The organism is Lentzea flaviverrucosa, from assembly GCF_003350445.1.
Lineage (GTDB): Bacteria > Actinomycetota > Actinomycetes > Mycobacteriales > Pseudonocardiaceae > Lentzea > Lentzea californiensis.
This window is the reverse complement of sequence record NZ_QQAU01000003.1, coordinates 186,783-213,210: the sequence shown is the minus strand read 5'-3', so window position 1 is coordinate 213,210 and position 26,428 is coordinate 186,783. Positions and strand designations below refer to the sequence as shown.

Here is a 26,428-nt window from a genome sequence, read left to right as displayed (position 1 = left end):
TGATCGTCCTTCTCCGTTGAAGGTGTCTGTCGGCCGATCCGACTGGGAGCGCTCCCAGAAGAGGGTCGAAGTCGGCCCGCCCTCCCGTTGCCGGAAGTGCGGGCCGAGTTGGTGCTAGGTGGTCTGGCGGCCGGGCAGGCGCCAGGTCTGGTTGAGCGGGCTGCCCTGGTTCACGGGGTTGCAGGTCCGCTGGTCGAGCAGGGCACCCGACGCGGTGGAGGCGCCGGCGACCGCGACGCACTTGCCGCTGTGCCGGGCGACGAGCTGGAAGTCTGAAGGAGCACTTCCCGCGTGGGTGACCTTCCGCAGGGTGAACTGCTGGTTGGCTCCGCCGTTGCAGTTCCACTGGATGACCGCGGCACCATCCGCTGCGGACACTCCGTTGACGTCCAGGCACTTGCCCGACTGCTGGTTGGTGACCGTGAAGGTGTCGGCCGCTCCGGTCACCGGGCTGAAGTTCCACCGCTGCTCGTCGGCGGTGCCGCACGTGACCTGCTGCTGCCGGGTGCCGTCGGCCGTGCCGCGGCCCGGGTTGGTCAGGCAGTGCTGTGAGTGCTGGGCGATCGCGGTGGACTGGAAGGCCCCGCCAGGAGTGCCCACAGGCGGCAGGATCGTGATGGTGAAGGACTCGTCGATGTTCGAGTGCGGCAGGTTCACGGTGGTGCCGTTGTTGTTCAGCGTCACGATCGTGTCGATGGCGGTCACGGGGCCCGAGACGGCTCCGCCGTTGTTGTGCGGAATGCGCTCGGCGAGCACGCGTACCTGGTTGTTCTTCACAACGCCCTCGGTGGCGTCCAGGCGCCGCAGGTCGACCGCGATGTTGCCCGTCGTGCGACCGCCGCCGACCAGGACCTTGGCTTCACCCGGTGCTTTCGTCGCGAACCCGTCGTAGTTCTGGCTCGGCGTGACCGTGGTGATCTGGCCGGTCTGCGAGCCGTAGAAGCGGTAGACCCACCACTCCCCCTTCGGCTGGTGCTGCCCGGCAGAGTTGCGCACGAGCAGGTTGCCGAGGTCGTTGTGCAGGTTGCCGGCGCTGGCCCAGTTGGCGCGCAGGCCGTCCGCTCCCGCCCGTTCCAGCCTCGAGATGTACCACGAACCGTCGCCGGGATTCTGCTCGTTCGACGCGCCGTACTCGTTGATCTGGTACGGCCGCGGGTGCGGAATGCCGCGCGAGTCGAGCGTCTGGTTCGCCACCTGCACGTTCGACACGGGATCGCCGGGCAACGAGTGCCAGCTGATGATGTCGGGCACGGTGTTGGTGGAGCGCACGAAGTCCAGGTACTGCGGCCACCAGCCGCCGGTGGACGGCGTGCAGGCGCAACTCGGCCCGACGATCAACTGGGTCGGGAACTCCGCCCGGATGCGCTGGTACGTGCGGCGCCACAGCTCGAAGTACTGGGACTGCGGCCGGTTCCAGAAGATCGTGATGTTGGGCTCGTTCCAGATGTCCCACTGGACGGGGACACCGGTGGCCCGCACGTCGCCGATCAGGCGGGTGAGGAAGTTGTCGTAGTCGGTCCAGTTTCCGTTGTCACCGGGAAAACGGGAGATCCCGAACCCGTCGGCGCCCCACAGGTCGTGCGGCAGCAACACGAACTCGCCGCCCAGTGCGCGGGTCCGCAGCAGCTGGGCACGGGTCGAGTTCCACCGGCGGTCGTACTTCCCGGACACCCAGCCGCCCGGGCTGTCGAGCTGGGCACCGCCCGCGCGCATGTACCGGAACTTCACGTCGCGGTAGAAGCTGTCCGCGGGCCCGGACGCGTTCTCGGTCATGCCGTAGATCCAGCCCGACGCCCGGTGGCTCGGGACGCCGGCGCCCGTGGAGAAGTCGACGGCGATGGACTCGTCCGCAGCCCGCGCCGGCACGGCCAGTGCGAGGAAGGGCAGCAGGGCCGCGAGCAGCGGCAGGATCAATCGAGGGCGGCCTCGCCTTGTCTTCGTGGTGGTGTTCACGCCTGCTCCTTCGCAGGGAAAGGGTTGCGCAGCGGAGTCCAACCTGGTGGATCGACCTGTCAGCGGGTGCCCAGGGTTCGGGCCCACTCGTGGAGTTCTCGGGCCTGTTCCGCGAGCCGGTGCTCGTCGCTGCCCAACGGGTCCTTGAAGAAGAACGCGAGCGCGCCCTGGACACCGGTCCGGCCCGCCGCGTGGGCGGCGGCCATCAGGCGGGCGAGGTCGAGCACCAGCGGGGCGGCCAGGGACGAGTCCAGGCCGTTCCAGGTCAGTTGCAGCGACATCCGCGCGCCGAGAAACCCCTCGAACGACACGTGATCCCACGCCGTCTTGCGTTCGCCGAAATCGGGTACGTGGTCGATGTGCAAAGGCGCGGTCACGTCCTCACCCAGCAACGCCGCCAGCCCCCTGGTCTTGGACGCCAGCTTGCTCTCCGCGTGCGCCGGGTCCTCCAGCGTGGCCCCGTCACCCCCGCCGAGCAGGTTCGTGCCCGTCCAGGACAGCACGCGCAGCGCTCGCGACGTGAACATCGGTGCGAGCGCTGCCCGGACCAGTGTCTCCCCCGTCTTGCCGTCCCTGCCCGCGTAGGGCAGGGCGTTCGACCGCGCCAGCTCGTCCAGCGCGGGCAGCGCGACCCCGGTGGACGGCGTGAAGTCCACGAAGGCGCACCCCGCTTGGAAAGCGGCGTAGGCGACGAGAGAACTCGGCGGCAGCACGACGTTTCCCGGCACGGCGAGCGCTTCCTCCAGCGCGGCGAGCGAGTCGTGCTCGACCCGCACGGGTGGCTCGGTCGACGCCACGTTCACCACCACGACGCGGGCCAGCTCGTGCCGGGCGCGGAAGTCGGCGATGTCCCCGGCCAGTCGCCGGGCGGCGTCGGCCTGACTCGGGGACGGCGCCGCCGGGTCGTAACCGGGCCGGATCTCCGCGTCCGCGGCATCCAGCCCGCCGGCGATACATCCCATCACGTCGTGCGACAGCACGCCGTCGCGCACCAGGGACTCGACCCGCTTCGCCAGCGGCGTGGTCACGACGTCGTGCCCGCCGACCACGAACGCGTCCCACGGTGCCAGGTTTGCGTCCAGCAGCTCGGTGACGCAGCCGACAGGCGGCACGAGACCCGCGCGCAACGCCACCAGCCCGCTCACGGCGGTGGTCGCCACCGATCCCCTGGCACCGTTCAACCACAAGCCGATTCGTTCGGCCACGACCGTCTCCTCTCATCAGCCGACCCCTCTGCCGCCCGATCCGAACGCCGCCGACCGCGGGTCCACAGCGTTGCGGCGAGTGAACTCCAGTGCCTCGGACGCCCGACGAGCCGGTCCGTTCCCGCGTCCTCCCGGTCGACGCTGATCGGCCCAGCGCAGCCGATGGTGCCGAGCATCCGGAACGTGCGCTCCCACGGCACGTCACCATGCCCGGTGGAGACGAAGTCCCATCCCCGCCAAGGACCGGGCCGCGGCAGGCGCGAGTCCATTGTGGACAGTTTGGCCGGAGTGCCGGACTCCACGGTCTCACCCGGCCAGCGGATCTCACCTTCGTCCGGCCGGAGCGCCCCGGACAGCACCTTGGTCAGCACGGACTCGCCCGCCCCGTTCTGCCTGAGCAGACAGTGCGCCTCATCCGCGCGAACCGCGAAGTCCAGGCCCTGCAACGCCATCACGCCGGGAAAGCGATTCACACACCCTCTGACCGACAGCAGCGGAGTCGACGCGACCGTCATCCGGTCACTCCTGTCCGCGGGTGAACCCCGGCGCGGTCGCGCCTGGACGAGCTCGCCATTGAGTCCTCCGCGCCCGAGAATTGCCGCGACAGCAGGGAATTCAGTCTTCCGAACCGTCAAACTAGTGAACCGGCTTTCGCGCGGTCAAGGTCGTGGCGGTGTCACATGTCAGCCAACTTTCCCCTTGATCGGCGTTCGACGCAGCACCTCCCGACCAGTACTGGCATGTCCGTCCATTCTGGACATTCATCCGGTCGGAACACCCGACTTCGCCAGTACCTGGAGAAACGCACGCGACCACCGGGGCAGGTCGGGCCAGCCGCGGCAGGACACCATCGCGCCGTCCACGACGTCCGGCCCGTCGACGAAGGTGGCGCCGGCCAGCTCCACGTCGACCTTCAGCGGCGGGTACGCGGCGGTCGTGCGACCGCGCAGGAGTCCCAGTGCGGCCGGGATCTGCGGGCCGTGGCAGATCGTGCCGACCGGAAGTTCGTGAGCGAAGAAGTACGCGACGATGCGGGCCACGTCCGGGTCAGTGCGGATGTACTCCGGTGCCCGGCCACCCGGAATCACCAGCGCCTCGTACTCCTCCGGACGCACGTCCGCGAACGCCAGGTCCACGGGCAACCGACGACCTGGCTTCTCCGTGTAGGCGTCATACCCCGGTTCGAAGTCGTGCACCACCAGCTGCACCGGACGTGTCGTGGGCGCGGCAACGACCACCTCGTGGTCGTCCTCACGCAGCCGGAACAACGGGTACATCGAATCGAGCTCCTCCGCCGCGTCCCCCACCAGCGTCAGCACTCGTGCCATGCGCCTTCCTCCTTCCCTGTGCGGTTTTCTTCAGTTCTTCAGCAAGAGCTGCCATTGCTGGTTGGTGCCGCCGTTCGCAGTCCACCGCTGGAGCTGCAGACCCGCGATGGAAGAGGAGCCGTTGACGTCGAGCACCTCGCCTGCCGCGTCGTAGCGCAGGATGAGGATCCGTTCACAACTCCACCGCCGACGGCGCGAAACCCGTGCAGCAGAGCGGAAACGCGACCTGAACCATCAGCGCCGGGCGGGCGGACAAGGAGCTCAGGCATGGCTCGAGGGCTGTTCGCGGCTGTGGCCGCAGGGTGCTCGCTGACCCTCGCCCATCCGGGAAAGCGGACATGGTCCCGGGCGGACCGGAGAAGACGGATGCCGGCGGCCCCGGCCGGCGAGCTCGGCGGCCCGCTCAGCGAGCCACACGCGCCAGCCGGTCGGCTGGTCGCGGACCTCGCGGCGAAGTGCGTCTGGTGGTGATCACAGGCAGCGCCACCGCGTCGAACACAAAGGTCTGGGCAGAGTACGAGACAGCGTTGTCACAGGTACTCCTCGAATCGAGGGCAGGGAGCGCGCCGACACGCGCGATTCGTTTGGTGACCAGCGAACAATCAGTCGGACCATATCCACGGTAGAGCGTGGGACAGACCCGGTCAATAGGTCATACATGTTGCCCGAATGAGTCAGATTGCTCTACAGGGCGCAAGGCGAGGTCGCTCAGCCGAGTCACCTAGCCCTACCAGCGAACAACCCGTTCTCGACAGGCTTGCGGTCGCGACCAGACCGCGGTCCGTGGTCCGCACAGCGGGAGACAGCCCACTCACCCCGCCGACCTTCCGCGCGCACCAGCAATATTGGTATGACTCATCGATGCACACGCCGATCAATTGATGAACTATTGATCAGTCTGATGCGATCCCGTTCACCAGGTGGAGGTGACACGAAACTCACCAGGACGGAAGGTCCACAAGGGATGGTGAGTGATCCTCGACGAAGGACGCTGTGCCGCGGGGAGACCAGCGGCACAGCGTCCTTCAAGTGGTTCAGGTGCGCAGGCTCCACTGCTGGTTGCCGGCGCCGTTGCAGGTCCAGAGGATGGTTCTGGTCCCGTTCGCAGTGCCGGCGCCGTTGGCGTCCAGGCACAGCCCCGACTGCACACCCGTGATCGTACCGTTGGCGTTCACGTTCCACTGCTGGCTGGTCTGGCTGTTGCAGTCCCAGATCACCACTGCGGTGCCGTTGCCAGTACCCCCGTTGCTGGCGGCCAGACACTTGTTGCCGTATACCTGCAACTGCTTGGCCGAGGTGTGGGTGAAGCGCTGGTTGGTGCCGCCGTGGCAGTCCCACAACTGTGCCTGTGTGCCGTTGGCCGTGCTCGCGCCGCCGATGTCGAGGCACCGGCCGGACTGGCCGCCCACGATCGAGCCACCCTGCTGACCACCGCCACCCTGCCGCCGAACGAGCGATTTCGACTCTGCTGACCGACTTCCTCGCGCGTCGAGCACGTAGAGCCGGTAGTCACCGGCGGTGGCCGGGACGTCGATCGTCGTCGCCGTCCCGCTCGCCCTGGTCATCGTCGGGCCGGCGGCGAAGGTCGTCGTACCCAGCGGAGCCAGCCAGACGGTGCTGGTCCCGTCGCCGATGCTCCGGATCGGAACCGACGACACGCCGGCGCCGACGAACGTGCTGTCCGGCAGGGCGTAGTCCGGCCGGGAGAGATTGCTCAACGGGATGACGTCCCGGTATGCGTCCTCCAGTCCGGAGTTCACGGCGATGCCGTGCGCGGCCGCCGGCCAGACGTAGTCGGAGGAGACGAGGATGTCCTGGATGGTGCTGTTCGGCAGATTCTTGTTGGACACCTTGTTGATCGGACCGTACGTCTGCGTGATGCTCAGGTCGTGTTTGCGTCCGAAGTCGTCGGAGTTGATGAGCCACGTGACGTTCTTGTCCACGCTCAGGACGTTGTCGCGGAAAGTCATGTACGCCGAGCCCTCGTCCGGGTGAAGTCCGTACTTGTGCCCGGACGGGACGCCCTGGAGGTAGTTGTTGGTGATCGTGGTTCCCGGCTGGCCGCCGAGGGTGTAGATGGGGGCCGTGTCGTTGAGGCGCTGAACCGTGTCGATGATGTGGTTGTAGCTGATGTTGTTGTTCCGTGCCGTGGTCGTCGGCCGGTTGGGTGCGATGGAACCTGATGAGCCGTCGAAGTTCCACCATCCCCAGCCGAGCGTGATGCCGTTCCACGGAGCTTTTTCGATCCGGTTGTGCTGCACGGTCAGGGTGTCGGCGAAGTACGCCGAGATGGGACTGTGCCCGTTGAACAAGACCGCACTGTCGTGAAGATAGTTGTTCTTGATCTCGATGTTCTTCGGAAGTCCTTCGACTTGCGCGGAGTACTTCTCGCGGTTCGTCGGTGTGTGGTCCCCGATGTAGACGTGCTGCGGATGACCCACGGTGATCGCGGACCCGGCTACGTCGTTCGTGTAGTTCCCGATCAACTGCGTGTTCTGCACGTCGTTGACCATGTTGATCCCGTCGACACCGGTGTGCTGCACCCGGTTGCGGAGCAGCCTTATCCCGTCGGCGTTCTCCAGTTGGATGATGCCCGGCGCGGTGTCGACGTTGCGGTAGTAGTAGACGTGGAAGTTGCCCTTGGCGTACACGGTGTTGCCGAGGTTGCCCTGCTGGGCCTGCTTGAACGCGGAGCCGGCCACGGTGAAGAGGTTCCAGTCCGAGTGCTGCACCGTGATGCCGGAGAACGTGATGTTGCGCGCGTGGTTGGTCGTGGACGTGCCGGACACCCGAAGCAGGGTGGGCACGTTGTTCGGCGCATGGACCGTCGCAGTCGCCATGTTCTCCGAGTCGGCCTTGTAGTAATACACCGTTCGACTCGACTTGTCGAAGTAGAACTCGCCCGGCGCGTCCAGGAACTCGTAGGCGTTCATGAACTTGTGACTTCCGCCGGACTGGAAGTTGCCGTTGAACGCGCCCTGCGCAATGGCCGCGCCCGGTTGCTGAAACAGCGCAACGCGGTTGGCGCCGTCACTGCTGGTGGTGATCTGGCGGACTCCTGCGATGGCCGTCTGCCAGGTCGTCGCCGTCTCGACTTCGATGTCGTCAGGATTACGGGAGATGGCGGGTAGATCGGTCAGTCCGTACTTGGCACCGTCACATTGCGAGCCCGACTCCAACGCCCATGGAGCCTGACCGGCGTTGATGCTGTACGTGCCGTAGCACCCTTGCGAGTTGATCGTCTTGGCGGCCATGAAAGCGCGCTTGTCGTTGACGTAGAGCGCCCGCAGCTTGTTGCCGCGATCGAGTGGCGCCTTCCAGATGTTGCCGCCGTGCTGCGTCCAACCGGTCACCAGCACGCCACCGCTCAGCACCGGCGTCTCGTTCTGGTATGCCGAATAGATGACCCTGTAGCCGTTCGTGCCTGAGTCGCTCGGCGTGAAGTCGACGGTGCCGGCCATCGGGTAGTTCCCGCCGCGAAGGTGAACGTGGATGTCCCCAGACATGTTCGCGTTCACCGCGCGAACAGCGTCCCGAGCACGCGGCAAGGTCCTGAACGGGGCCGTGATCGTCCCCGGATTGGCATCATTTCCCTCAGGAGCGACGTAATACGTTTCCTGGACGGCGGCCGAGGCACGCGACCGGTCTGCCGTGGCCGGCAACAGTGCGGCGGACACCAGCACCGCAACGGCCAACAACGACGCTCTGACAATGACTGCTGTTTTCACCCTGCTCTTCCCTTCGCTCGTTCGCGAACAGACAGGCCGTGGCGGAGCACCGGTCCGCGGCGGGGACGAGCGCCCAGCGGCAGCCTCGGACCACCCCGCTCGCGAACCAAAGTCACCTTCCAGCAAGCTGGGCGACACCGGGGAGCTGTGGCAGACATCTGCCACAGTTGTCAGCCCTGACCCGCGACGCGAAGACCCGGCACTTCACGCGCGAGGAGCTGGAACAGCCGAAACCACCCGAGCCGGCGCCACGCGCGGCACTCTCGATCCGGACGTCGTGGCCGCCTCGGCCTGGATCGCCAAACCGAGCACCGCCCGTGCGCCGCAGCTCGTCAGGTCAGGACTGCGGCACGAGTTGCCATTGCTGGTTGGCGCCGCCGTTGGCAGTCCATTGCACGACCTGCGCACCGTCGCTTGTGGACGCTCCGTAGACGTCAGCCGCGAGACCGTTGCCGACGTTGACGATGGTGAAGAAACCGCCGGCCGCCGGCCGCAGGAACCATTGCTGGTTGGTGCCGCCGTTCGAGGTCCACTGCTGCAGCTGCAATCCGGTGGTGGAAGAGGAACCGTTGACGTCGAGCACCTTGCCGGTCGCGTCGTAGCGCAGGCTGAAGGCTCCGTTCGGGCCGGTGCTGACGGTCCAGGTCGCGTTTCCGGTCTGCTGCACGGCTTTGGCGCCGTCGGCGGTGGAGTTGCCGGCGATGGTCAGCGGCTTGCCGCTGTTGCGGTTGACGATGCGGTACTTACCCGGCGTCGGGCCCTGGCCGGCGCCCAGGGTGAAGTACTCGGCCGTGTCGGTGAACGTGGTTGTGCCGGACTTGGCGGTGGACAGGACGAGGTACACCCGTGAGCCGCTGGCAGGAGTCGTGAAGGACACGGGCTGGCTCACGCGCGACCCCAGCGGGATGGTGAGGGTCGTGCTGCCGGAGGCGATCACCGCGCCGGTGGGGCTGTCCAGCCGGGCACTCCAGGCGAAGTCCACGGCGGTGCCGGTGAGGGTGTCGTTGAAGACGGTGACGTTGCGGTCGACCCTGGTGTTGGCGGCGTAACCGGGAACGGCCGACGGTAGCGGGAAGCTGCCGTTCGCGTCGGACGCACCGGAGGCCGACCAGTAGGGCAGGTCGATCGCGGCGACCGGGTTGAACCCGGCCTGGACCCGCTGGATCTGGGCGTTGCTCCACGGGTCGGGCAGGTTGTCCACGCCGTAGACGGGGCGGCCACCCTCCTCCGGGATGAAGTCCGTGGTCCGCACGCCGGGGATGACGCTCGCCCAGGCGGACAGCAGCGTGTACGGCCGTATGTCGCTGGTGTCCTTGCCGCGCTTGGCGGCGGTCGCGGTGGCGAACCACTCGAAGCCCTGCTTCGTGTTGCACGCCGGCCAGATGAACTCGCCCTCGCCGTCCGGCCGACCGGCCACGGACCAGGTCTGCTCGCCGTAGCGGCCGAAGCCGTCGAGGTAGTGCGGGATGAGGTTGAAGTTGGCCTGCGTCATGCTGGGATACTGGTTGGGCGACCCGCCGGTGCCCAGCTCGGCGATGATCGGCCTGGTGCCGTCGGCGCCGTTCATGGCCGCGTACAGCTCCCGCTGGAACTGCTCGGAGTCGAACTCGCCGCCGTTCGGCTCGTTCACCTGGCTCCAGCGGATGATCGCGGGATGGTTGCGGTCGCGCAGGACCAGCGCGCGGGCGTGGGCCACCATGTTGGCGCGACCGGCGTTGAAGTCCTGTGGTCCGCCGGAGCCGCGGATGGCGGTCTCGTCGATGATCATCAGGCCGAGTTCGTCGGCCGTGTCGAGCATGTACGGGCTGGCCGGCTCCTGGTGGATCCGGACGACGTTGTAGTTGAGCCGCTGGTAGTTGTCGACCGCCTGCGGCCAGCCGCCGTTGCCGGTCGACGGCGGGAGGAAGCCCGGCAGCGTGTGGTAGGCGTCGCCCTTGCCGCCGTTGTTGATCCGGTCGTAGTCGGCGCCCTGCAGGTTGTCGCCGCGCACGTTCAGCCGCACACCGTTGAGGCGGTAGTGCTCGCCGTTCTGCGTGCTTTCCCGGAACCCGAACCGGTACGTGGCGTCGCTGGTGCGGCCGTCGTCGGTGGACGCGTGCACCGACAGCCTGTGCAACTGAGCGCGATATCCCTGGCGGTACGGCACGTTCGGCCACCAGTACGACGCGGAGCCGAGAGACCACGCCACCGGCCCGACCGTCACCGTCGCGGTGGATCGGGCCGCGACGGTGACCGTGCGGCTGGGCAGGGCGGGGTAGCTGAAGTTCGCGCCGTTGTCCGAGGCGAGCGTGCCACCGAGGGTCACGGTGCGGGCGCTGCCGGAGGTGTTGGTGACCGACACGTCATAGGTGAGGCTCTGGTCTGTCACCGAGGTGCGAACGAAGGCGTCGCTCACGTGCACGGCCGGGTACACGCGCAGGAACGCCGAACGGAAGATGCCCTGCGGCACCGCCTCGGACCAGCTGGCGGCGTCGGGAACCAGGTACTTGCCCGCCGGCGTCTTCAACGCGTTGCGGCCCTTCACGTTCACGCTGATCGTGTGCGTGGTGCCCGGCGCCGCGACAGCGGTGATGTCGAAGTTCGACGGGGTGAACGCGGTCGTCTGGGTGGCGACGACCCGCCCGTCGACCGACAGGGTCGCCTGGTGGTTCACCGCGCCGAACTCGATCCACGCCGACTGCGGCTGCCCCGAGTCGGGCACGGTGATGGTGCGCGAGTACGTCGCCTCGGACACGTCGGTGAAGCCCTGCTTGTACCAGCCTCCACCGGGCACGGTGATCGTCGTGGCCGGTCGGCCCGCCGGCGTGAAGCTCCACCTGCCGGCCAGATCGACGGACCCGATCGCGGCGTTGCCCGCGGCGACCCCGTTCACGTCCGCGGCGACGCCGTTCACGTCCGGCACCGGAGCGGCGGAACCAGCCGCCGGGATCGGGGTCGTCACCCCGACAACGGCGAGCACGACCGCGGCCACGGCCGGCACCAAAACTCGTGCCATGCTTGAGCTCCTGTCCTGGCGAAGAGTTCTCAATGCTGGCGGCGGCCAACGCACAGTCCACAGTGGACCAATGCTCTGTTCATGAGGCGGACACGCCCGGCACAGTTCTGACGGGCGTGGATGTGGCTGCCGGTGCAGGCCTGCTCAGGCAACGGTTCTCAAGGTAGGGCTCGGTGCGCGTGGCGGTCAATAGGTAGTACATGTTGAAGGCGAACGAATCAGACGGGCCGGTAGAGTGCCTGTTCAGGGCGGTCAACTGGACTTATTGATACGACTCATCTACCTAGCCGCAGGTCGGCCAGGTCAAGATTGATCGGTCTCATGTGTAGGTCAACGCCTCCCAGGACACAGAGAGGGCGCACCCGACGTGGGTGCGCCCTCTCTGTTCGGAAGTCCTGCCAGCCACGCTCGGCTTGGCGGTGCGGCTCCGGGATGTCGTCGACGGTTGACGCCGACCGTGGCTTCACGGTCGCCTCGGCGCTGTACGGGCCGAGAACCCCGTCCGCGCAGGTCGAGCGGCACGGCGATACTCGTGGATCACTACACCGAGACGGTCTGCGCGCTGAACAACGTCATCGGCGTGCCGGCCTCCCCTTGCCCTGACCACGTTGGGTGAAGATCGAGGCGGACCTGACCGACGAGCAGGTGCTGTTCCTCTCCGACGTCCTGCCCACCGGCTGCATGGCGCCCGCCGGTGGGCGACGAGCGAACCCGACCTGCTCAACGTCGCGGTCAGCCGGGCCAAGCACCGCCTGCACGTCAGCAGCGATCACCAGGCGTGGTCGTCCCTGCCGTACTTCAGGGCCCTGGCGGCGAAGTTGCCCCGCACCGGCCCCAGGTGAGCATCATCGGTGCGCGACCGCGAAGTCGTCGAAGCCGGCAGCCGTGTTGAAGACTCGCACACCGTTGGCACCACTGGAGAAGCTGGTGTCGGTCACGGAGATCCTCGGCGTGGCCATGTCGCCGACGTACACCTTGATGGCCGAGCCGATCGCCTCCACCCGCAGGTGGTGCCGGGTGTTCGGCCGGACGGTCACGGCGGCTGACGCGAGCTGCGTCCAGTTGTTGTCGGCCTTGCCGAGCACGACCCGTCCGCTACCGGTGATCCCGGCGTAGTAGCCGCGGTAGGCGTCCGTCCCGGTGGTCGCCTGCGACACGCGGAACACGACCCCGCTGTCGCCGGCGGCGGACTTCGGGATGACGTCGGCGTCCTGCACGAAGTTCGAGAAGTTCGTGTCCAGCAACGACTTCCCGCCGAACGAGGTACCGGTCTCGTACCGGCCCCCGGTCGCCGACCAGGTGCCGCCGTGGTTGGTCCAGCCGACGGCGTTGTTGTCGTCGAAGTCGTCCTTCACCCGCATGGTCACCGGCTGGATGGTGCCGTCGGCGTTGAAGGTCATCCGGTCGTAGGCGACCTGCCGGTCGTTGGCGCCCGAGCGGCTCAGCGGGCGCCGGTGGTAGACGATGTACCAGATGTCCGTGCCGGGCACGTTGATCACCGAGTTGTGGCCGGAACCCCTTGCCACGGCGGCGTCCTGGCCCAGCACGCGGCTGATCTTGGCGAACGGTCCGGTTGGGGACTCGGAGATCGCGTACGACACGGCGTAGTTCGGCCCGGTCCAGCCGTCCTCGGACCACATGAAGTAGTACTTGCCGTTGCGCTTGAACATCTGCGAACCCTCGGTGAAGTTCGCCGGGGTGATCTCCTTGTACGTGCTGCCGTCGGCGAACTGGCCGAGGCTGGTCATGTCCGCGTTGAGCTTGACCACGTTGGCGTGTCCCCAGCCGCCGTAGTACATGTACGCCTGACCATCGGTGTCGATGAACACGTCCTGGTCGATGGGCTGCGCGCCGTTGACGAACTGGGCGATCAACGGCTTGCCGATCGCATCCCGGTACGGGCCCTCCGGCCGGTCGGCGACCGCGACGCCGATGCCGCCCAGTTCGGAGTTGCTCTGGATGTCGTTCGCGCCGAAGTACAGGTAGTACTTGCCGTTTCGCTGCACGGGAGCGGGCGCCCAGACGGCTCGGCGTGCCCAGGAGACGTTCGCGGTGGTGAGGACGTTGGGGTGTTTGGTCCAGTTGACGAGGTCGGTCGAGGAGAAGGCGTCGAGGTACGTCTGCTCGTCGTACGGTCGCGACGACGTGGGAAAGACCCAGTACTTGTTGTCGTAGACCGCGACGTCCGGGTCGGCGTACCACCCGTCCACGAACGGGTTGCCGGCCTCCGCTGTCGAGAAGTCGGGCACGGCCGCCGCGGACGAGGCCACAGCGGGCACGCTGCCGAGCAGTGAGAGGGCCAAGGCCGCTAAGACGATCTTTGACGTCACGTCTCGTCCAATCCACAGGTTACAACGTTGTAAAAACCGTGCGCATTGATCCAATCACTCTCTGTGTGCGACTGTCCAGATCTGGAGGAGCACCGCGGTGGTCAGCGGATACCGCTGACCACCGCGCGATCAGGCCTCAGAGCCGGCGGACCCGGCCCAGCCACGCCGCGAGCTGCACCTCGCCATGGGCGGGCAGTCCTCGCTGGACGGCCACCTCGGAGATCTGCTCGGTGATGAAACCCTGGTAGTGGGCTGCTTCGATGCTCTCGACCTCCCAGCCGCCGGTGAAGGTCTCGCGGATGACGTCGTCGCTGATGCTGGAGCTCAAGCCCGGCGCCGCGTCGGAGTGGGCGAGGATGTGCACCAGCGCTCCGGGATTGGTCAGCGCGTGCAGGACGTCGGCGTAGGCCTTGGCCGCGCCGGGATCTCCGTAGGCGCCGAAGCCGTGGAAGAGGGCCACGTCGACGACGGTGTCGAAGCCGCCCGCGAGGAACGGGTGGTGTTCCGGGTGGAGCATGTTGGCCACCTCGAAGCGAGCTGCGGGCACGCCTCGTTCGGTGGCGGTGCGGCGGGCGTAGTCGATGGCGCTCGGCGACAGGTCGACTCCGAGGGACTCGTAGCCCAGCCTGGTGAACAGGATGGTGTGCTCACCGGAGCCGCAGCCGGGTTCGAGGACCCGGCCGCGGACGAGACCGGCGGCCTCCAGTTCGACGATCGCGGGTTGTGGCCCGCCGATGAGCCACGGAGCGGTCCCCTCGTCGTACATGAAGTTCCAGTACTCCGGGTCCTCGAACCCGCGGGACTCGTCGGTCTGACCTGTCTGCGTCATGGGGCCAGTGTGGAGATCCGCGAGATCGGGGAACACAGCCGGGAAACGAACCCACTGGGTCGTGCGGTATGGGATCGGCGTCCCCGTGGTGGTGACGCTGGGTGGGGCTCAGGCGGGTGCCTTCACACGAGTCAGGACGGTGTCCAGGAAGTCGGTGACGCCCGGTGACCCTGGTTCCGCCACCGCGGCGACGTGGCCGTCCGGGCGGACCAGCACCAGCAGCGGACCGCTCACCTGGTACGCGCGGTGGGCGGCTTCCTCTTCCGGTGGGATCACGTGGGTGGTGATCGCCACGGTGTAGCGGTCGTCGAGGCTCGCGGCGAGCCGGTCGGTGTCGAGCGACTGGGCTCCGAACAGCAGGACGTGGTAGCCGGAGCCGTGGGTCAGGTCGAGCACGCTGCTCGCGCCGTCGCGGGTCGGCCTGATCTCGGCGTACGGCGCCCGGTCACCCGGCCTGAGCGGACCGGTGCCGGGACCGACCGCTGGCGAGTTGCGGTACCTGATCCACAGCTGGGAGAACATGTGGAAGAACATCCGGCGGATCGGGGCGAGCCGGGACACCGCACCGACGACGCGGGTCGCGACGTGAGCGCGCATCCAGACCGCCACGGCGCTGTTCCCGGTCTCCAGCTTGAAGCCCAGGTCGGTGCGCTTGAGCACGGTGCGGGCGATCGGGCGGCGTTCTGACTCGTAGGTGTCGAGCAGCCGCTCGGGCGCTTCGCCGTTCACCACCTGCGCCAGTTTCCAGGCGAGGTTGACCGCGTCACCGACGCCGAGGTTGAGACCCTGGCCGCCGGCAGGGTTGTGGATGTGTGCGGCGTCGCCCGCGAGGAAGACGCTGCCCACGCGGAACCGCGGGGCGATCCGGCTGTGGAAGCGGAACATCGACGCCCAGACGACCTCCTTCAACCGGGCATCCACCTTGAAGTAGCCGTCGAACCACTTCTGCAGGTCAGCAGGCGCCAAGGGTGCGTAGGCCTCGTGCGACGGGTTCTTCTGGGACGGCGCCTGCTCCAGTTCCCTCGGCACCACGCCGAAGAGCCGGCAGCGGCCGGACGCCAGCGGCAGGATTCCGACGAACCCGCCTCGGGTCAGGTTGAGACGCATACCGCGCACGCCCAGGTCGACGTCCAGGGTGACGTCCGCCAGCATGCCCGCCTGGTCGTAGGTCTCGCCGTCGAACGACTGGCCGACGAACCCGCGCACCGCGCTGCTCGCCCCGTCGGCGCCGACCAGCCAGCGCGCGGTGATCGACCGGCCCTCCGCGGTGGTGACGCCGACGAGCGCGCCGGTGTCGGCCAGCTCCACGACCGCGGTGTTCCACTCGACCTCGACGTGGTGTTCCTTCAAAGCCTCCACCAGCACCCGCTCGGTCTCGAACTGTTCGAGCGCGAGGGCGAAGGGGAAACGCGTCCGGTCGCCGGTGCCCTCTCCCGCGAGCGGCATGTCCCCCACGTGCCGGCCGGCCTCGTGGATGGCAACGTCGGTGATCGGCAGGCCTCGCGCGACCGCGGCCTCCGCGACGCCGAGCCGGTCGAAGAGCTCCAGCGTGCGGGCGTGCACGATGGCGGCGCGTGCCTGCTCGACGGGACCGGGCTTGGAGTCGACGATCCGCACGCGCACTCCGTGCTGCGTGAGCATCAGCGCGGTGCACAGGCCGGTCGGCCCGGCACCCACCACCAGGACGTCGCAGTCGCGTTCGTCGCGCATCGGCTCCCTCATTCACGTCGGCGAGTGTGCGAACGCAGTATCGCGACGTGCGGCGAGCCACCACATCGCCCGACGTGGAGCGTGATCGGACGATCACCCCGCGCGACCGCGCAGGTTCTCGGCGCCGTCCTATCTCCGCGGCGGCCGGACACCCGATGGTGGAAGCGATCACATGGCCGGACTGCCGGAAGCCGAGGGACCTCGATGAGTACCGCACCGGAAGCGTTTTTCGACGACCTGGCCGAACTGTACGAGCGCTTCACGCTCATCCGCGACGCCGCCACGAGTCCGGTGCGGTCGTGGCTCGTCGAGCAGCTGCCCGCCGGTTCCCGCGCACTGGACGCCGGCTGCGGCAGCGGCAACAACTGCGGCATGCTCGCCGAGCGGTACGACGACGTGGTCGGCGTCGACGTGTCGCGGAAGATGCTCGACATCGCGGCCACGAAGCGGACGCGGGTGCCGGTGCGGTACGAGTGCCGCGACGCCGTCGACCTGACACCCGAGCGGGACGGCCGGTTCGACCTCGTGATGTCGGTCAACGCGGTGTTCCACATGGGACCCGCGGACGAGGTGCTGCCCGTGCTGCGCGAGCTCGTCGCTCCCGGCGGCAGGCTGGTGGTCGTCGACGTGACGCAGCCCGACGACGCGGCGGCCCCCGCCGAGCAGAGCGCTTACGCGTTCCAGACCGGCAAGATCATCTACGACGTCTCCCGCGACGTCGAGGCCGCGTGCGACTCGATCCGGATGATGCTGCACCCGCGCTGGCTCGAGATGAGCGCCGCCGCGATGCCCCTCACCGACTCGGAGTTCCGGTCCCAGTACGAGCGGGCGCTGCCCGGCGTGCGGATCACCAGGGACCTCATCCCCACGATGAGCGCGGCCGTCTGGGACAACGCATGAGCGTCTTCCACCTCCCCCGCCTGCACTTCGCGGGCACGGCCATCACCCGCCTGCCCACCGGGCCGCGGGCGGGCTGGCTCGACCTCGAGACCAACCAGGCCATCGACGACCAGGGCGTGTTCGACACCGACCGCCCCGTCCAGGAGTACTACGACTTCCTCGCGGACGCCAAGGGCCACAACTTCGCGGGCAACGGCCACTTCTGGGTCGACGCGAAGGTCGTCGCCACCGAACTCGCTCCCGGCGAGGTGCGCTCCGACGACCTGGTGACGGGACGGCAGCTCGATCTCTGGGGCCACTTCTGCGACTACACCGCGGGCACCGCCAACCGGTCGCGCGTGTTCGACGTCGACCCGGCCTCCAACTGGACCACGACGCTGATGGTCGGCCAGCTCGCGCTGGGCAGGTCGGGCCGCTCGCACGACGTGCCGTACCTCGTCACCGGTGACGTCAACGGCATGTGCCCGCCTCGCTGGAACCAGTTCCACACCGTGCTGCACCAGTTCGCCGTCGACAAGGCCGAAGGGCTGCACTGGCTCAGCGGTGTCGCGGACTCCCCCGTGCTCACACGGCTGCGCGAGGTGGTCGAGAACGACGCGGACGGCCTGGTGGTCCAGTTCGCGCTCAGCGACCAGAAGCACACAGGCGAGGGTCAGCCCGACGTCTGGCAGCTGCGCGGGACCGTCGCGGCCTGGTACCGCGACGAGCTGCGCAGCTACCCGGCCGGGCGGCTGCTCACCCCGCGCACCACGCGTTCCGCGCTGCACAACCTCTCCGTGCACGTCAGCGACGACCACGTCACCGCGAACCTCGTCACCGCGCACCCGGACACCGACCTGGAGGTGCGCACGACCTGCGGCACGCTGCTCGCGACCATTCCGTCCACAACGGACTCGCGCACGTCGGGCGTCGTCGTGGCGGCACGGGTGGACGGTGCGACCGGCAACCCGGCCGAGGCGCTGGTGATCACCGACGGCGAGGGCACCGTGCTGTCGCGCGAGGAGGAGACCGTCGTCGAGTCCGACGAGGCCGCGTTGTTCCTGGAGCACGAGAACACCAGGACCGGCGAGGACCACGCCGTCGAGATCCCCGTCCGCTCATACGTGCGCGGTGTCCCCGCACGTGTCGACCAGGTCCACGTCCGGCAGTACGTGAACCCCGCCGCTCTGCCACTCGCAGGCGACCGCGACAGCGCTCAGCTCGTCGCGTTCCTGCCCACCGGACAGGCCGGCTACCAGGCCGAACAGGTGCTCTCGACCGACGAGCACGGCCGCGGCACCATCACGCTCAAGGGTGTGCGGGGCGGCGCGACGAGGGTCCTGCTCCGGCCGGAGCCCACGCCGGAACCGCAGGGCACCACGGCGGCCGAGCGCTACGACAACGACGACGAGCAGGGCTACTGGTCGGCGGTCGGCTCCGTCGCGGTGCGGGTGCTGCCGAACCACTGGCACCTCGACGACCTGCCGGACGAGGACATCACGTTCAGCACGGTGTACCGCGAAGCACTCGCCTACTACGAACTCCAGTACTCGTTCATGCGGTCCGAGGTGCTGAGCCTCGCCGACGAGTTCAAGGTCGAGCCCTACGCCCGTCTCATCTGGCACGTGTCCGCGCCCGAGCACAAGGGCAGGACGTTCTACATGCCCCCGACGCGCGACATGAGCGCACCGCAGATCCGGATGTTGCTGCGCTACCTGCTCGCCGACGACGCCCAACGGCAGACGCCGCCGACTTTCGTGCCACAGCGGCGAGAACTCGGCACCATCACGACGAAGGACCAGCTGCTGCACGCGCTCTACCAGGCAGCGGCGATCGAGCTGGCCACCATGGTGCAGTACCTGTACGCGGCCTACAGCGTGCCGACCCACGGCGCCGGCAGGAAGCTCGTCCAGCGCGGCGAGTGGACCGAGGAGCAGCTGCTCACGGCGTGCGGTGAGGGCACCGAGACGTGGAGCAACGGCATCCGCGGCAGCCTGATGTCCGTCGCCCGCGAGGAGATGATGCACTTCCTCGCGATCAACAACATCCTGATGGCGATGGGCCGGCCGTTCCACCTGCCCGAGCTCGACTTCGGCACGTTCAACAGCACCACCTGCGTCCCACTGGAGTTCTCGCTGGAGGCGCTGAACCTGGCGAGCGTGCAACGGTTCGTGGCGCTGGAACAGCCGCACGACCTGATCGAGGAGATCGAGGGCAACGACTCCACGGTCCTGCGCGCGGACGGGGAGCCGTACCAGTACGGGTCGCTGAGCGAGCTGTACGCGGCGATCCGCGAGGGCGTTCAGGCCGTGCCGGGCGTGTTCCTCGTGAAGAAGGGTCGTGGCGGTGGCGCCCACCACCTGTTCATGCGCGAGTCCGTCAACGCCGCGCACCCCGACTACCAGCTCGAGGTCGACGACGTGGCGAGCGCGGTGTTCGCCATCGACTTCGTCACCGAGCACGGCGAGGGCGGCCAGATCCCCTCGACGCTGCCGGAGGAGGAGTCGCACTTCGACACGTTCCTGCGCATCTCCGAGATGCTCATCGCCGAACGGGCGAAAGGCCCGAACGACCGCAGGATCCCGTGGAACCCCGCCTACCCGGTCATGCGCAACCCGACGCTCAAGCCGGGCAACGCCGCGATGGACCACGTGACGCACGAACCGGCCCGGATCGCCATGAAGGCGTTCAACCGCTCGTACTTCATGGCGATGCAGCTGATGGTGCAGCACTTCGGCTACAGCCCCGACAAGTCGTTGCGCCGCAGCCGGTTGATGAACTTCTCGCTGGACATCATGACCGGCGTACTGCGGCCGCTCGGCGAGCTGATCGTCACGTTGCCGTCCGGACGGCCCGGCCGCACCGCGGGCCCGTCGTTCGAGCTCGACTCCCGCCCCGAGTACATCTCCCGGCCCGACGTCGCGGTCGAGTGGATGGCCCGCGAGTTCGACGAGGTGGCTGATCTGGCCCGCAAGTGCGTCGGCTTCGGCCTCACCCCGACCGTGGGCGACCTGCTGGCCTTCATCGGTGACTCGTTGCGCACCATGGACCTGAAAGACCTGTGATGGCTGAGAAGACGACAGTGTGCATCGCGGGCGGCGGCCCGGCCGGTGCCGTGCTCGGGCTGCTGCTGGCACGTTCCGGGGTGGACGTCGTGGTGCTGGAGAAGCACGCCGACTTCCACCGCGACTTCCGCGGCGACACCGTGCACCCGGCGACCCTGCAGATCCTCGACGAGCTCGGGCTCGTCGAGAAGTTCCACGCGCTCCCCCACCAGAAGGTCAGCACGATCGGCGTCGTGCAGCAAGGCAAGCGGATCGACATCGCCGACTTCCGCCGGTTGAAAGTCCGCTACCCGTACATGGCGTTCGTGCCGCAGTGGGACTTCCTCGACCTCATCACCGCGGAGGCGAAGCGGTATCCCGGCTTCCGCCTGCTGATGAACACCGAGGCGCTGGGCGTCGTGCGGGACGAGGACGGACGGGTCGCCGGACTGCGCGTGCGCGGGCCGGAGGGCGAGCGGCAGATCCGGTCCACGCTCGTGGTCGCCGCCGACGGGCGGCACTCGGTGATCCGGCGGGACGCGGGGTTCGTGCCGACGCTGATCGGCCGGTCACTCGACGTCATCTTCTTCAGGATCTCCCGCAGGGACACCGATCCCGACGAGGGCATCTGCGTGCGGATCGGCAACGGCAAGATCTTCGGCGCGACCGACCGCCGCACCTACTGGCAGATGTCGTACGAGACGTCCACCGGCGGCATGGAGAAGGTGCGGGTGGAGGGGCTCGACAAGTTCCGGGCAGACCTCTGCGAGCTGGTGCCGTTCCTCGCCGACCGGGCGCACGAGGTGTTCTCCTTGGACCAGCTGAGTCCGTTGGAGGCGCGGATCGACCGGCTGGAGCGGTGGCACGAGCCGGGCCTGCTGTTCATCGGCGACGCGGCGCACGCGATGTCCCCGGTCGCGGGGTTCGGTGTGAACCTCGCGGTGCAGGACGCCGTGGCCACCTCGAACATCCTCACCGCCGAGCTGCTGCGGGCCCAGGAGGGCCGGATCTTCGACGACGACCTGCTGGCGCGGGTCCGCCGACGCCGCAAGCGCGCGGTCGCGTTGTCGCAGGGCCTGCAGCGCGCGACTCAGAAGTTCGGCATCGACGCGGCGCTCGACGGGTCCGGTGCGCCGCCGGCGCCGAAGGTCTTCGAGAAGCTCGGCGTCGCCCAGTGGCTGATGAGCCGCGTCATCGGACTCGGTTTCCGGCCGGAACACGTTCGCACACAAGAGAAAGCGCCGGAGGGAACCGTCCGATGACCGCACCGGGAATGCCGCCGCAGGCACGGATGATGCAGATGATCACGGGGTACTGGATCACCCAGGTCGTGCACGCCGTCGCCGAGCTCAGGATCGCCGATCACCTCGCCGGGAACGCGCTGACCCTGGAGGAACTCGCGGCGCGGACGGGTGCCGGCGCCGACACGACGCTGCGGCTGTTGCGTGCCTGCGCCTCGCAGGGACTCGTGGCCCACGACGAAGGCCGGTTCACCAGCACGCCGTTGCTGGAGACGCTGCGCGAGGGCGTGCCGGGCTCGTTCCGCGACATCGCGATCGTGCACGGCTCACCGGGACACTGGCTGTCCTGGGGCCGGTTCCCGGACGCGGTGCGCACGGGTGAGCCGCAGACGAAGGCCGCGCTGGGCAGCGACATCTGGACGTACTTCCAGTCCCAGCCGCAGGAGTGGGAGCGGTTCTCCCACTCCATGACCGAACTGACCGACGGCCTGTCGCGCGAGATCGGCGCGCTGCTCGACACCACGGGTCTCACCACGGCGGTGGACGTCGGTGGTGCGAACGGCGCGCTGCTGCACCCGTTGATGAAGGCGAACCCCGACCTGCGGGGCGTGGTGTTCGACCTCCCGACCGTCGAGGCGACCGCGGTGGCCGAGGCGGAGAAAGCAGGTCTCGCCGGCCGCTGCACGTTCACCGGTGGCTCGTTCTTCGACTCGGTGCCCGAGGGCGACCTGTTCCTGCTCAAGGCCGTGCTGCACAACTGGGCAGACGAGTCGTGCGTGGAGATCCTCACCAACTGCCGCAGGGCGCTCCGCCCCGGCGGACGGGTGGTCGTCGTCGAGATGCCGCTGGGACCGCTGGGAGAACCGGGGTTCGCCCCGCTGCTCGACCTCGGGATGCTCGCCGTCAACGCGGGCCGCGAGCGCGACCTCGACCAGTACGACGCCCTGTTCCGGGCTTCCGGCCTGCGTCGCGCCGAGGTCACGCCGACCTCGTCCCCGCAGAGCCTGATCCACGCCGTAGCCGCGTAACCACGAACCGGAGGTATGGCCGAAGATGTTGAAGAACGTAGTGGTGGTCGGCGGCGGAACGGCCGGCTGGATGACCGCGTCCTACCTGACAGCCGCGTTCGGCGACCGGGTCGGCGTGACGCTCGTCGAGTCGAAGCGCGTCGGCGCGATCGGCGTCGGCGAGGCGACGTTCAGCACCGTCCGGCACTTCTTCGAGTACCTCGGTCTCGAGGAGAAGGAGTGGATGCCCGCCTGCAACGCCACCTACAAGCTCGCCATCCGGTTCGAGAACTGGCGCGAGCCGGGACACCACTTCTACCACCCGTTCGAGCGTCAACGGGTCGTCGACGGCTTCCCCCTGACGGACTGGTGGTTGCGCGAACCCAGGTCCGACCGGTTCGACAAGGACTGCTTCCTGGTCGGCACGCTGTGCGACGACCTGAAGTCACCGCGGCAGCTGAACGGCGAGCTGTTCGAGGGTGGCCTGGGCGGGCGCAGCGCCTACCGCACGACGCTGACCGAGCAGACCACCCAGTTCCCCTACGCCTACCACTTCGACGCGGCGCTGGTCGCGAACTACCTCCGCGACTACGCGGTCGCGCGGGGTGTGAAGCACGTCCTCGACGACGTGCAGGACGTGGCGCTGGACGACCGCGGCTGGATCAGCCACGTGGTCACCAAGGAGAGCGGGAACCTCACCGGCGACCTGTTCATCGACTGCACCGGTTTCCGCAGCCTGTTGCTGGGCAAGGCGCTCGCCGAGCCGTTCCAGTCCTACCAGGACTCCCTGCCCAACGACAGCGCGGTGGCGTTGCGCGTGCCGCAGGACATGGAGAACCGGGGACTGCGGCCGTGCACGACGGCCACCGCGCAGGAGGCCGGCTGGATCTGGACGATCCCGCTGTTCGACCGCATCGGCACCGGCTACGTCTACGCCGGTGACTACATCTCCCCGGAGGAGGCCGAACGCACGTTGCGGGCTTTCGTGGGGCCGGCCGCCGAGCACGCTGACGCGAACCACATCAAGATGCGCATCGGCCGCAGCAATCGGCACTGGGTGAACAACTGCGTGGCGGTCGGGTTGTCGAGCGGCTTCGTCGAGCCGCTGGAGTCGACCGGCATCTTCTTCATCCAGCACGCCATCGAGCAGCTGGTGAAGCACTTCCCGGACGAGCGCTGGGACGACGGGCTGCGCACGGCCTACAACAAGCTCGTCAACAACGTGATGGACGGCGTGCGGGAGTTCCTCGTCGTCCACTACTACGCCGCCAAGCGCCAGGACAACCAGTACTGGAAGGACACCAAGACCCGTGCTCTCCCCGACGGTCTGGCCGAGCGGCTGGAGCGCTGGCAGACCCGGCTGCCCGACAACGAGTCGGTCTTCCCGCACTACCACGGGTTCGAGTCCTACTCCTACGTCTGCATGCTGCTCGGCCTCGGCGGCCTCGACCTGAAGTCGTCGCCCGCGCTCGGACTCATGGACGCCGCGCCTGCCCAGCACGAGTTCAAGCTCGTGGGCGAGCAGGCCGCCGAGCTCGCCCGCACGCTGCCCACGCAGTACGAGTACTTCGCCCAGTTGCACCGCGCGAGGTGAGCGCGGTGGTGCTGAACGGGATCCACCTCGTCGCGCTCCTGGCCGCGTTCTTCGCGGTCGCGGCGCTCGGCCGGGTGATGGCACGGGCGCTGCGGATGCCCACCGTGATCGGTGAGATCGCGTTGAGCGTCCTGCTCGGGCCGGTGCTGCTGGCCGCGTTCGGCAAGAGCCTCTTCACCGCGGTCCTGCCGGCCGACGTCACCGCTGTGCTCGAACAGATCGGCGAGGCCGGGCTGGTGCTCTTCCTCATCGGTGTGGTGCACCACCTCGACCGCGGTGTCACGGGCGGGTGGCGCTGCAAGGCGCTCGGCCGGATCACGGCCGGCGCCTTCGCGCTGCCGTTGCTGACCGGTCTCGCCTTCGCCGCCTGGGCCGTCTGGCTCGCGCCCGCCGAGGTGCGCGGCACCGCTCCGACGGCCGCGCTGGTGCTGGTGCTCGCGGTGGCCATGTCCGTCACGGCGGTGCCCGTGCTCGCGCGCATCCTGGAGGAGCGGTCGGACCTGGGGCGCGCCTCCGGGCTGTCGATGATGGCGTCGGTGCTGATCGACACGCCGGCCTGGCTGCTGCTGACCGTGGCGCTGGGTCTGACCGCGGGTGGCCTCGGTGGCGTGTGGCTCGCGTTCGCGACCATCGGCGTGGGCGTGGTGATCGCGTGGCTCGGTCGCCGGGCGCTCGGGTCGGAGCGCGTCGGGAGCGTCGCGGTGGAAAGGCCGCGCACGACCGCTCTCGTCCTCGCGGTGGTGGCACTCGCCGCGGGCACGGCGGTGCACTCCCTCGGGCTCACGGCGATCTTCGGCGCGTTCCTGGCCGGCGTGGTGGTGCCGCGCGACGAGGCGTGGTCGCGGGTCGTCGCACTGGTCAGCCGGGTGGGCAGGGCGTTCGTGCCGGTGTTCTTCGTGGTGGCGGGGACGACGCTGTCCACCAGCGGGGTGTCGGCGTTCCCGTGGATCGGCGTCGCCCTGGCGCTCGCGCTCGGCATCATCGGCAAGATCGGCGGCGGGTACGCCGGGGCGCGCTGGGGCGGCGAGGACGCGGTCACGTCGCTGCGGATCGGCGTGCTCGTCAACACGCGCGGGCTCACCGAGATCGTGGTGCTCCAGATCGCGTTCACCGCCGGTCTGCTCACGCCGGGGCTGTTCGTCGCGCTGCTGGTGATGGCGCTGGTGACCACCGCGCTCACGGGTCCGCTGCTGGACGTGATCACCCGGCGCGCCGGGGCGGCACGGGAGGAGGTCTTGGTGTGACAGAACAGTTCCGCGGGCTCATGGCCGCTTTCCCGACCGGTGTGGCCGTGGTGACGACCTTCGGTCAGGACGGTGAGCCGTGGGGGATGACCCTGTCTTCGCTGTCGAGCGTGTCGGTGGACCCGCCGACGTTGCTGGTGTGCCTGCGGTACAGCAGCCCGACGCTGGACGCGTTGGCGCGCACCGGTTCCTTCACGGTGAACCTGTTGCACCACGAGGCGCGTCCGGCCGCGGAGCTGTTCTCGTCGGGTGACCCGGACCGCTTCCGGCAGGTGGCGTGGGAACGTCCCACGTCCCTCGGCGGGCCGCACCTGGTGGACGACGCGCACGCGGCGGCGGACTGCGTGGTGGACCACATGCACCGCACCGGCACGCACGTGGTGGTGTTCGGCAAGGTCCACACGGTCGTGCACCGCTCAGCCTCCCAGCCGCTGCTCTACGGGCTGCGCCGGTACGCGTCCTGGCCGCAGATCGCTTGACGCGCAACGAGAACTGGCCTCTCACCGGTTGCGGTGAGAGGCCAGTTCTCGTTGCGCGTCAGCGTGAGCGCAGGAGCCACTCCGTCGTCACCCGGATCGCCGGGGCCTGCCAGTGCGCCTCCACCGGTGGCCCGATCTCCACCAGGCGGCTCGGGCACGTGAGCGCCTCCACCGCGCTGCGCGAGGACGACACCGGTGCACCCGACGGGCCGGCGCGGTGCACGACGAGGGTCGGCGCGGTGATCACCGGCAGCACCCCGCGCGGCTGCAGCCAGAAGACCTCGTTGAGCATCGCGCGCCCGACCACGAAGGTGTCCGAGACACGCAGGTGCCCGTCGGCGAGCAGCGCGCGGCCGGCCTCCGCGCCGAGGAATCCTCCCGACCACGCGGGGTTCGCGTCGGCGAAGTGCTCCTGGTAGTCGATCAGCGGGTTGTACAGCACGAGGTTCTCCACCTCGTCGCCCCGCCGGGCGGCGTAGCCGGCGGCGACACCGCCGGTCAGCCCGGTCGCGACGAGCGCCGCCGGACCTGGTGCCACGTTCTCGCGCAGGTGGGTCAGCCCCGCGCTGATGACGTTCAGCAGCCCGGACAGGCTCAGCTCCTCCTGCGCGCCTTCGCTGTCACCGTGTCCGGGAAGGTCGACGCGCAGGGAGGCCACGCCGTGCCCGGCCAGCTCCGAGGCCAGGCGGCCGTAGAACCCGCCCTGGTCGCGGTCGGCACCTTCGCCGTGCAGCAGCAGGGCCGTGCAACGTGGTTCACCGACGGGCACCACAGCGGTCGCGGCCAGCTTCAGGCCGTCGTGTCCCCGCACCGTTGTCGTTCGCGGGACGACGTCGACGGTGGGCACTGGCATGACGGGCCT

The 26,428-nt window shown here is 68.6% G+C and carries 18 protein-coding genes; 7 read left to right on the top strand and 11 right to left on the bottom strand.

The genetic code is table 11. The features are described from left to right. Positions 1–114: 114 nt before the first annotated feature. From DFR72_RS10950 to DFR72_RS10900, 10 genes are all read right to left on the bottom strand, one after another. Positions 115–1,953: an RICIN domain-containing protein gene (locus DFR72_RS10950; RefSeq protein WP_090062885.1), complete on the bottom strand. Its 1,839-nt coding sequence runs from the start codon at positions 1,951–1,953 to the stop codon at positions 115–117. A 59-nt stretch (positions 1,954–2,012) separates the two neighbouring features. Further along, positions 2,013–3,158, bottom strand: coding sequence for an inositol-3-phosphate synthase (locus DFR72_RS10945; RefSeq protein WP_245982784.1), 1,146 nt, complete (start codon positions 3,156–3,158; stop codon positions 2,013–2,015). Next, positions 3,131–3,673, bottom strand: a complete 543-nt coding sequence (locus tag DFR72_RS47850) for an ATP-binding cassette domain-containing protein (protein WP_425459880.1) — start codon at positions 3,671–3,673, stop codon at positions 3,131–3,133. The genes DFR72_RS10945 and DFR72_RS47850 overlap by 28 nt, the downstream gene beginning before the upstream one ends. 246 nt (positions 3,674–3,919) lie before the next feature. Further along, the gene (locus DFR72_RS10930; protein ID WP_090062887.1) at positions 3,920–4,486 is read right to left on the bottom strand and encodes a DJ-1/PfpI family protein; all 567 of its coding nucleotides are present in this window, start codon (positions 4,484–4,486) and stop codon (positions 3,920–3,922) included. A gap of 30 nt (positions 4,487–4,516) precedes the next feature. Continuing rightward, positions 4,517–4,645, bottom strand: a complete 129-nt coding sequence (locus DFR72_RS10925) for an RICIN domain-containing protein (protein WP_256237737.1) — start codon at positions 4,643–4,645, stop codon at positions 4,517–4,519. Between the two features lie 875 nt (positions 4,646–5,520). Beyond that, on the bottom strand, positions 5,521–7,992 hold the full coding sequence (locus DFR72_RS46780; protein ID WP_245982782.1) for a ricin-type beta-trefoil lectin domain protein: 2,472 nt from the start codon (positions 7,990–7,992) through the stop codon (positions 5,521–5,523). A 559-nt stretch (positions 7,993–8,551) separates the two neighbouring features. Beyond that, positions 8,552–11,209: an RICIN domain-containing protein gene (locus DFR72_RS10915; protein ID WP_090062891.1), complete on the bottom strand. Its 2,658-nt coding sequence runs from the start codon at positions 11,207–11,209 to the stop codon at positions 8,552–8,554. A gap of 845 nt (positions 11,210–12,054) precedes the next feature. Next, the gene (locus DFR72_RS10910; RefSeq protein WP_170176209.1) at positions 12,055–13,539 is read right to left on the bottom strand and encodes a family 43 glycosylhydrolase; all 1,485 of its coding nucleotides are present in this window, start codon (positions 13,537–13,539) and stop codon (positions 12,055–12,057) included. A 136-nt stretch (positions 13,540–13,675) separates the two neighbouring features. Beyond that, positions 13,676–14,368, bottom strand: a complete 693-nt coding sequence (locus DFR72_RS10905) for a class I SAM-dependent methyltransferase (RefSeq protein ID WP_090062894.1) — start codon at positions 14,366–14,368, stop codon at positions 13,676–13,678. Between the two features lie 108 nt (positions 14,369–14,476). Beyond that, a complete protein-coding gene (locus DFR72_RS10900; RefSeq protein WP_170176208.1) occupies positions 14,477–16,078 on the bottom strand; it encodes an FAD-dependent monooxygenase in 1,602 nt (533 codons plus the stop codon). 204 nt (positions 16,079–16,282) lie between these two features. Between DFR72_RS10900 and DFR72_RS10895 the strand changes: the two genes are divergently transcribed. From DFR72_RS10895 to DFR72_RS10865, 7 genes are read left to right on the top strand one after another with little or no spacing between them, the layout of a single operon-like run. Further along, on the top strand, positions 16,283–16,978 hold the full coding sequence (locus DFR72_RS10895; RefSeq protein WP_090062897.1) for a class I SAM-dependent methyltransferase: 696 nt from the start codon (positions 16,283–16,285) through the stop codon (positions 16,976–16,978). Next, a complete protein-coding gene (locus tag DFR72_RS10890; RefSeq protein WP_090062899.1) occupies positions 16,975–20,022 on the top strand; it encodes a ferritin-like domain-containing protein in 3,048 nt (1,015 codons plus the stop codon). Before DFR72_RS10895 ends, DFR72_RS10890 begins: the two co-directional genes overlap by 4 nt. Then, the gene (locus DFR72_RS10885; RefSeq protein ID WP_090062900.1) at positions 20,022–21,263 is read left to right on the top strand and encodes an FAD-dependent oxidoreductase; all 1,242 of its coding nucleotides are present in this window, start codon (positions 20,022–20,024) and stop codon (positions 21,261–21,263) included. Before DFR72_RS10890 ends, DFR72_RS10885 begins: the two co-directional genes overlap by 1 nt. After that, entirely contained in the window at positions 21,260–22,270 is a 1,011-nt protein-coding gene (locus tag DFR72_RS10880; protein ID WP_090062902.1) for a methyltransferase, read from the top strand. The genes DFR72_RS10885 and DFR72_RS10880 overlap by 4 nt, the downstream gene beginning before the upstream one ends. 25 nt (positions 22,271–22,295) lie before the next feature. Continuing rightward, positions 22,296–23,843 carry a tryptophan halogenase family protein gene (locus DFR72_RS10875; protein WP_090062903.1) on the top strand — a complete coding sequence of 516 codons (1,548 nt, stop codon included), beginning with the start codon at positions 22,296–22,298 and terminating at the stop codon, positions 23,841–23,843. A gap of 5 nt (positions 23,844–23,848) precedes the next feature. Next, positions 23,849–25,087 (top strand): cation:proton antiporter, encoded by a 1,239-nt coding sequence (locus DFR72_RS10870; protein WP_245982781.1) that lies wholly within the window; start codon positions 23,849–23,851, stop codon positions 25,085–25,087. Beyond that, positions 25,084–25,566: a flavin reductase family protein gene (locus DFR72_RS10865; protein ID WP_245982780.1), complete on the top strand. Its 483-nt coding sequence runs from the start codon at positions 25,084–25,086 to the stop codon at positions 25,564–25,566. Before DFR72_RS10870 ends, DFR72_RS10865 begins: the two co-directional genes overlap by 4 nt. A 58-nt stretch (positions 25,567–25,624) precedes the next feature. Here the strand turns inward: DFR72_RS10865 and DFR72_RS10860 are convergent, their stop codons facing one another. Further along, positions 25,625–26,419, bottom strand: a complete 795-nt coding sequence (locus DFR72_RS10860; RefSeq protein ID WP_170176207.1) for an alpha/beta hydrolase — start codon at positions 26,417–26,419, stop codon at positions 25,625–25,627. Positions 26,420–26,428 lie beyond the last annotated feature (9 nt).

What these genes read in the sequence shown, in the direction of transcription:
- DFR72_RS47850 (WP_425459880.1), bottom strand. Translation starts at nt 3,673, where the DNA reads ATGACGGTCGCGTCGACTCCGCTGCTGTCGGTCAGAGGGTGTGTGAAT.
- DFR72_RS10930 (WP_090062887.1), bottom strand. Translation starts at nt 4,486, where the DNA reads ATGGCACGAGTGCTGACGCTGGTGGGGGACGCGGCGGAGGAGCTCGAT.
- DFR72_RS46780 (WP_245982782.1), bottom strand. Translation starts at nt 7,992, where the DNA reads ATGTCTGGGGACATCCACGTTCACCTTCGCGGCGGGAACTACCCGATG.
- DFR72_RS10915 (WP_090062891.1), bottom strand. Translation starts at nt 11,209, where the DNA reads ATGGCACGAGTTTTGGTGCCGGCCGTGGCCGCGGTCGTGCTCGCCGTT.
- DFR72_RS10905 (WP_090062894.1), bottom strand. Translation starts at nt 14,368, where the DNA reads ATGACGCAGACAGGTCAGACCGACGAGTCCCGCGGGTTCGAGGACCCG.
- DFR72_RS10900 (WP_170176208.1), bottom strand. Translation starts at nt 16,078, where the DNA reads ATGCGCGACGAACGCGACTGCGACGTCCTGGTGGTGGGTGCCGGGCCG.
- DFR72_RS10895 (WP_090062897.1), top strand. Translation starts at nt 16,283, where the DNA reads ATGAGTACCGCACCGGAAGCGTTTTTCGACGACCTGGCCGAACTGTAC.
- DFR72_RS10890 (WP_090062899.1), top strand. Translation starts at nt 16,975, where the DNA reads ATGAGCGTCTTCCACCTCCCCCGCCTGCACTTCGCGGGCACGGCCATC.
- DFR72_RS10885 (WP_090062900.1), top strand. Translation starts at nt 20,022, where the DNA reads ATGGCTGAGAAGACGACAGTGTGCATCGCGGGCGGCGGCCCGGCCGGT.
- DFR72_RS10880 (WP_090062902.1), top strand. Translation starts at nt 21,260, where the DNA reads ATGACCGCACCGGGAATGCCGCCGCAGGCACGGATGATGCAGATGATC.
- DFR72_RS10875 (WP_090062903.1), top strand. Translation starts at nt 22,296, where the DNA reads ATGTTGAAGAACGTAGTGGTGGTCGGCGGCGGAACGGCCGGCTGGATG.
- DFR72_RS10860 (WP_170176207.1), bottom strand. Translation starts at nt 26,419, where the DNA reads ATGCCAGTGCCCACCGTCGACGTCGTCCCGCGAACGACAACGGTGCGG.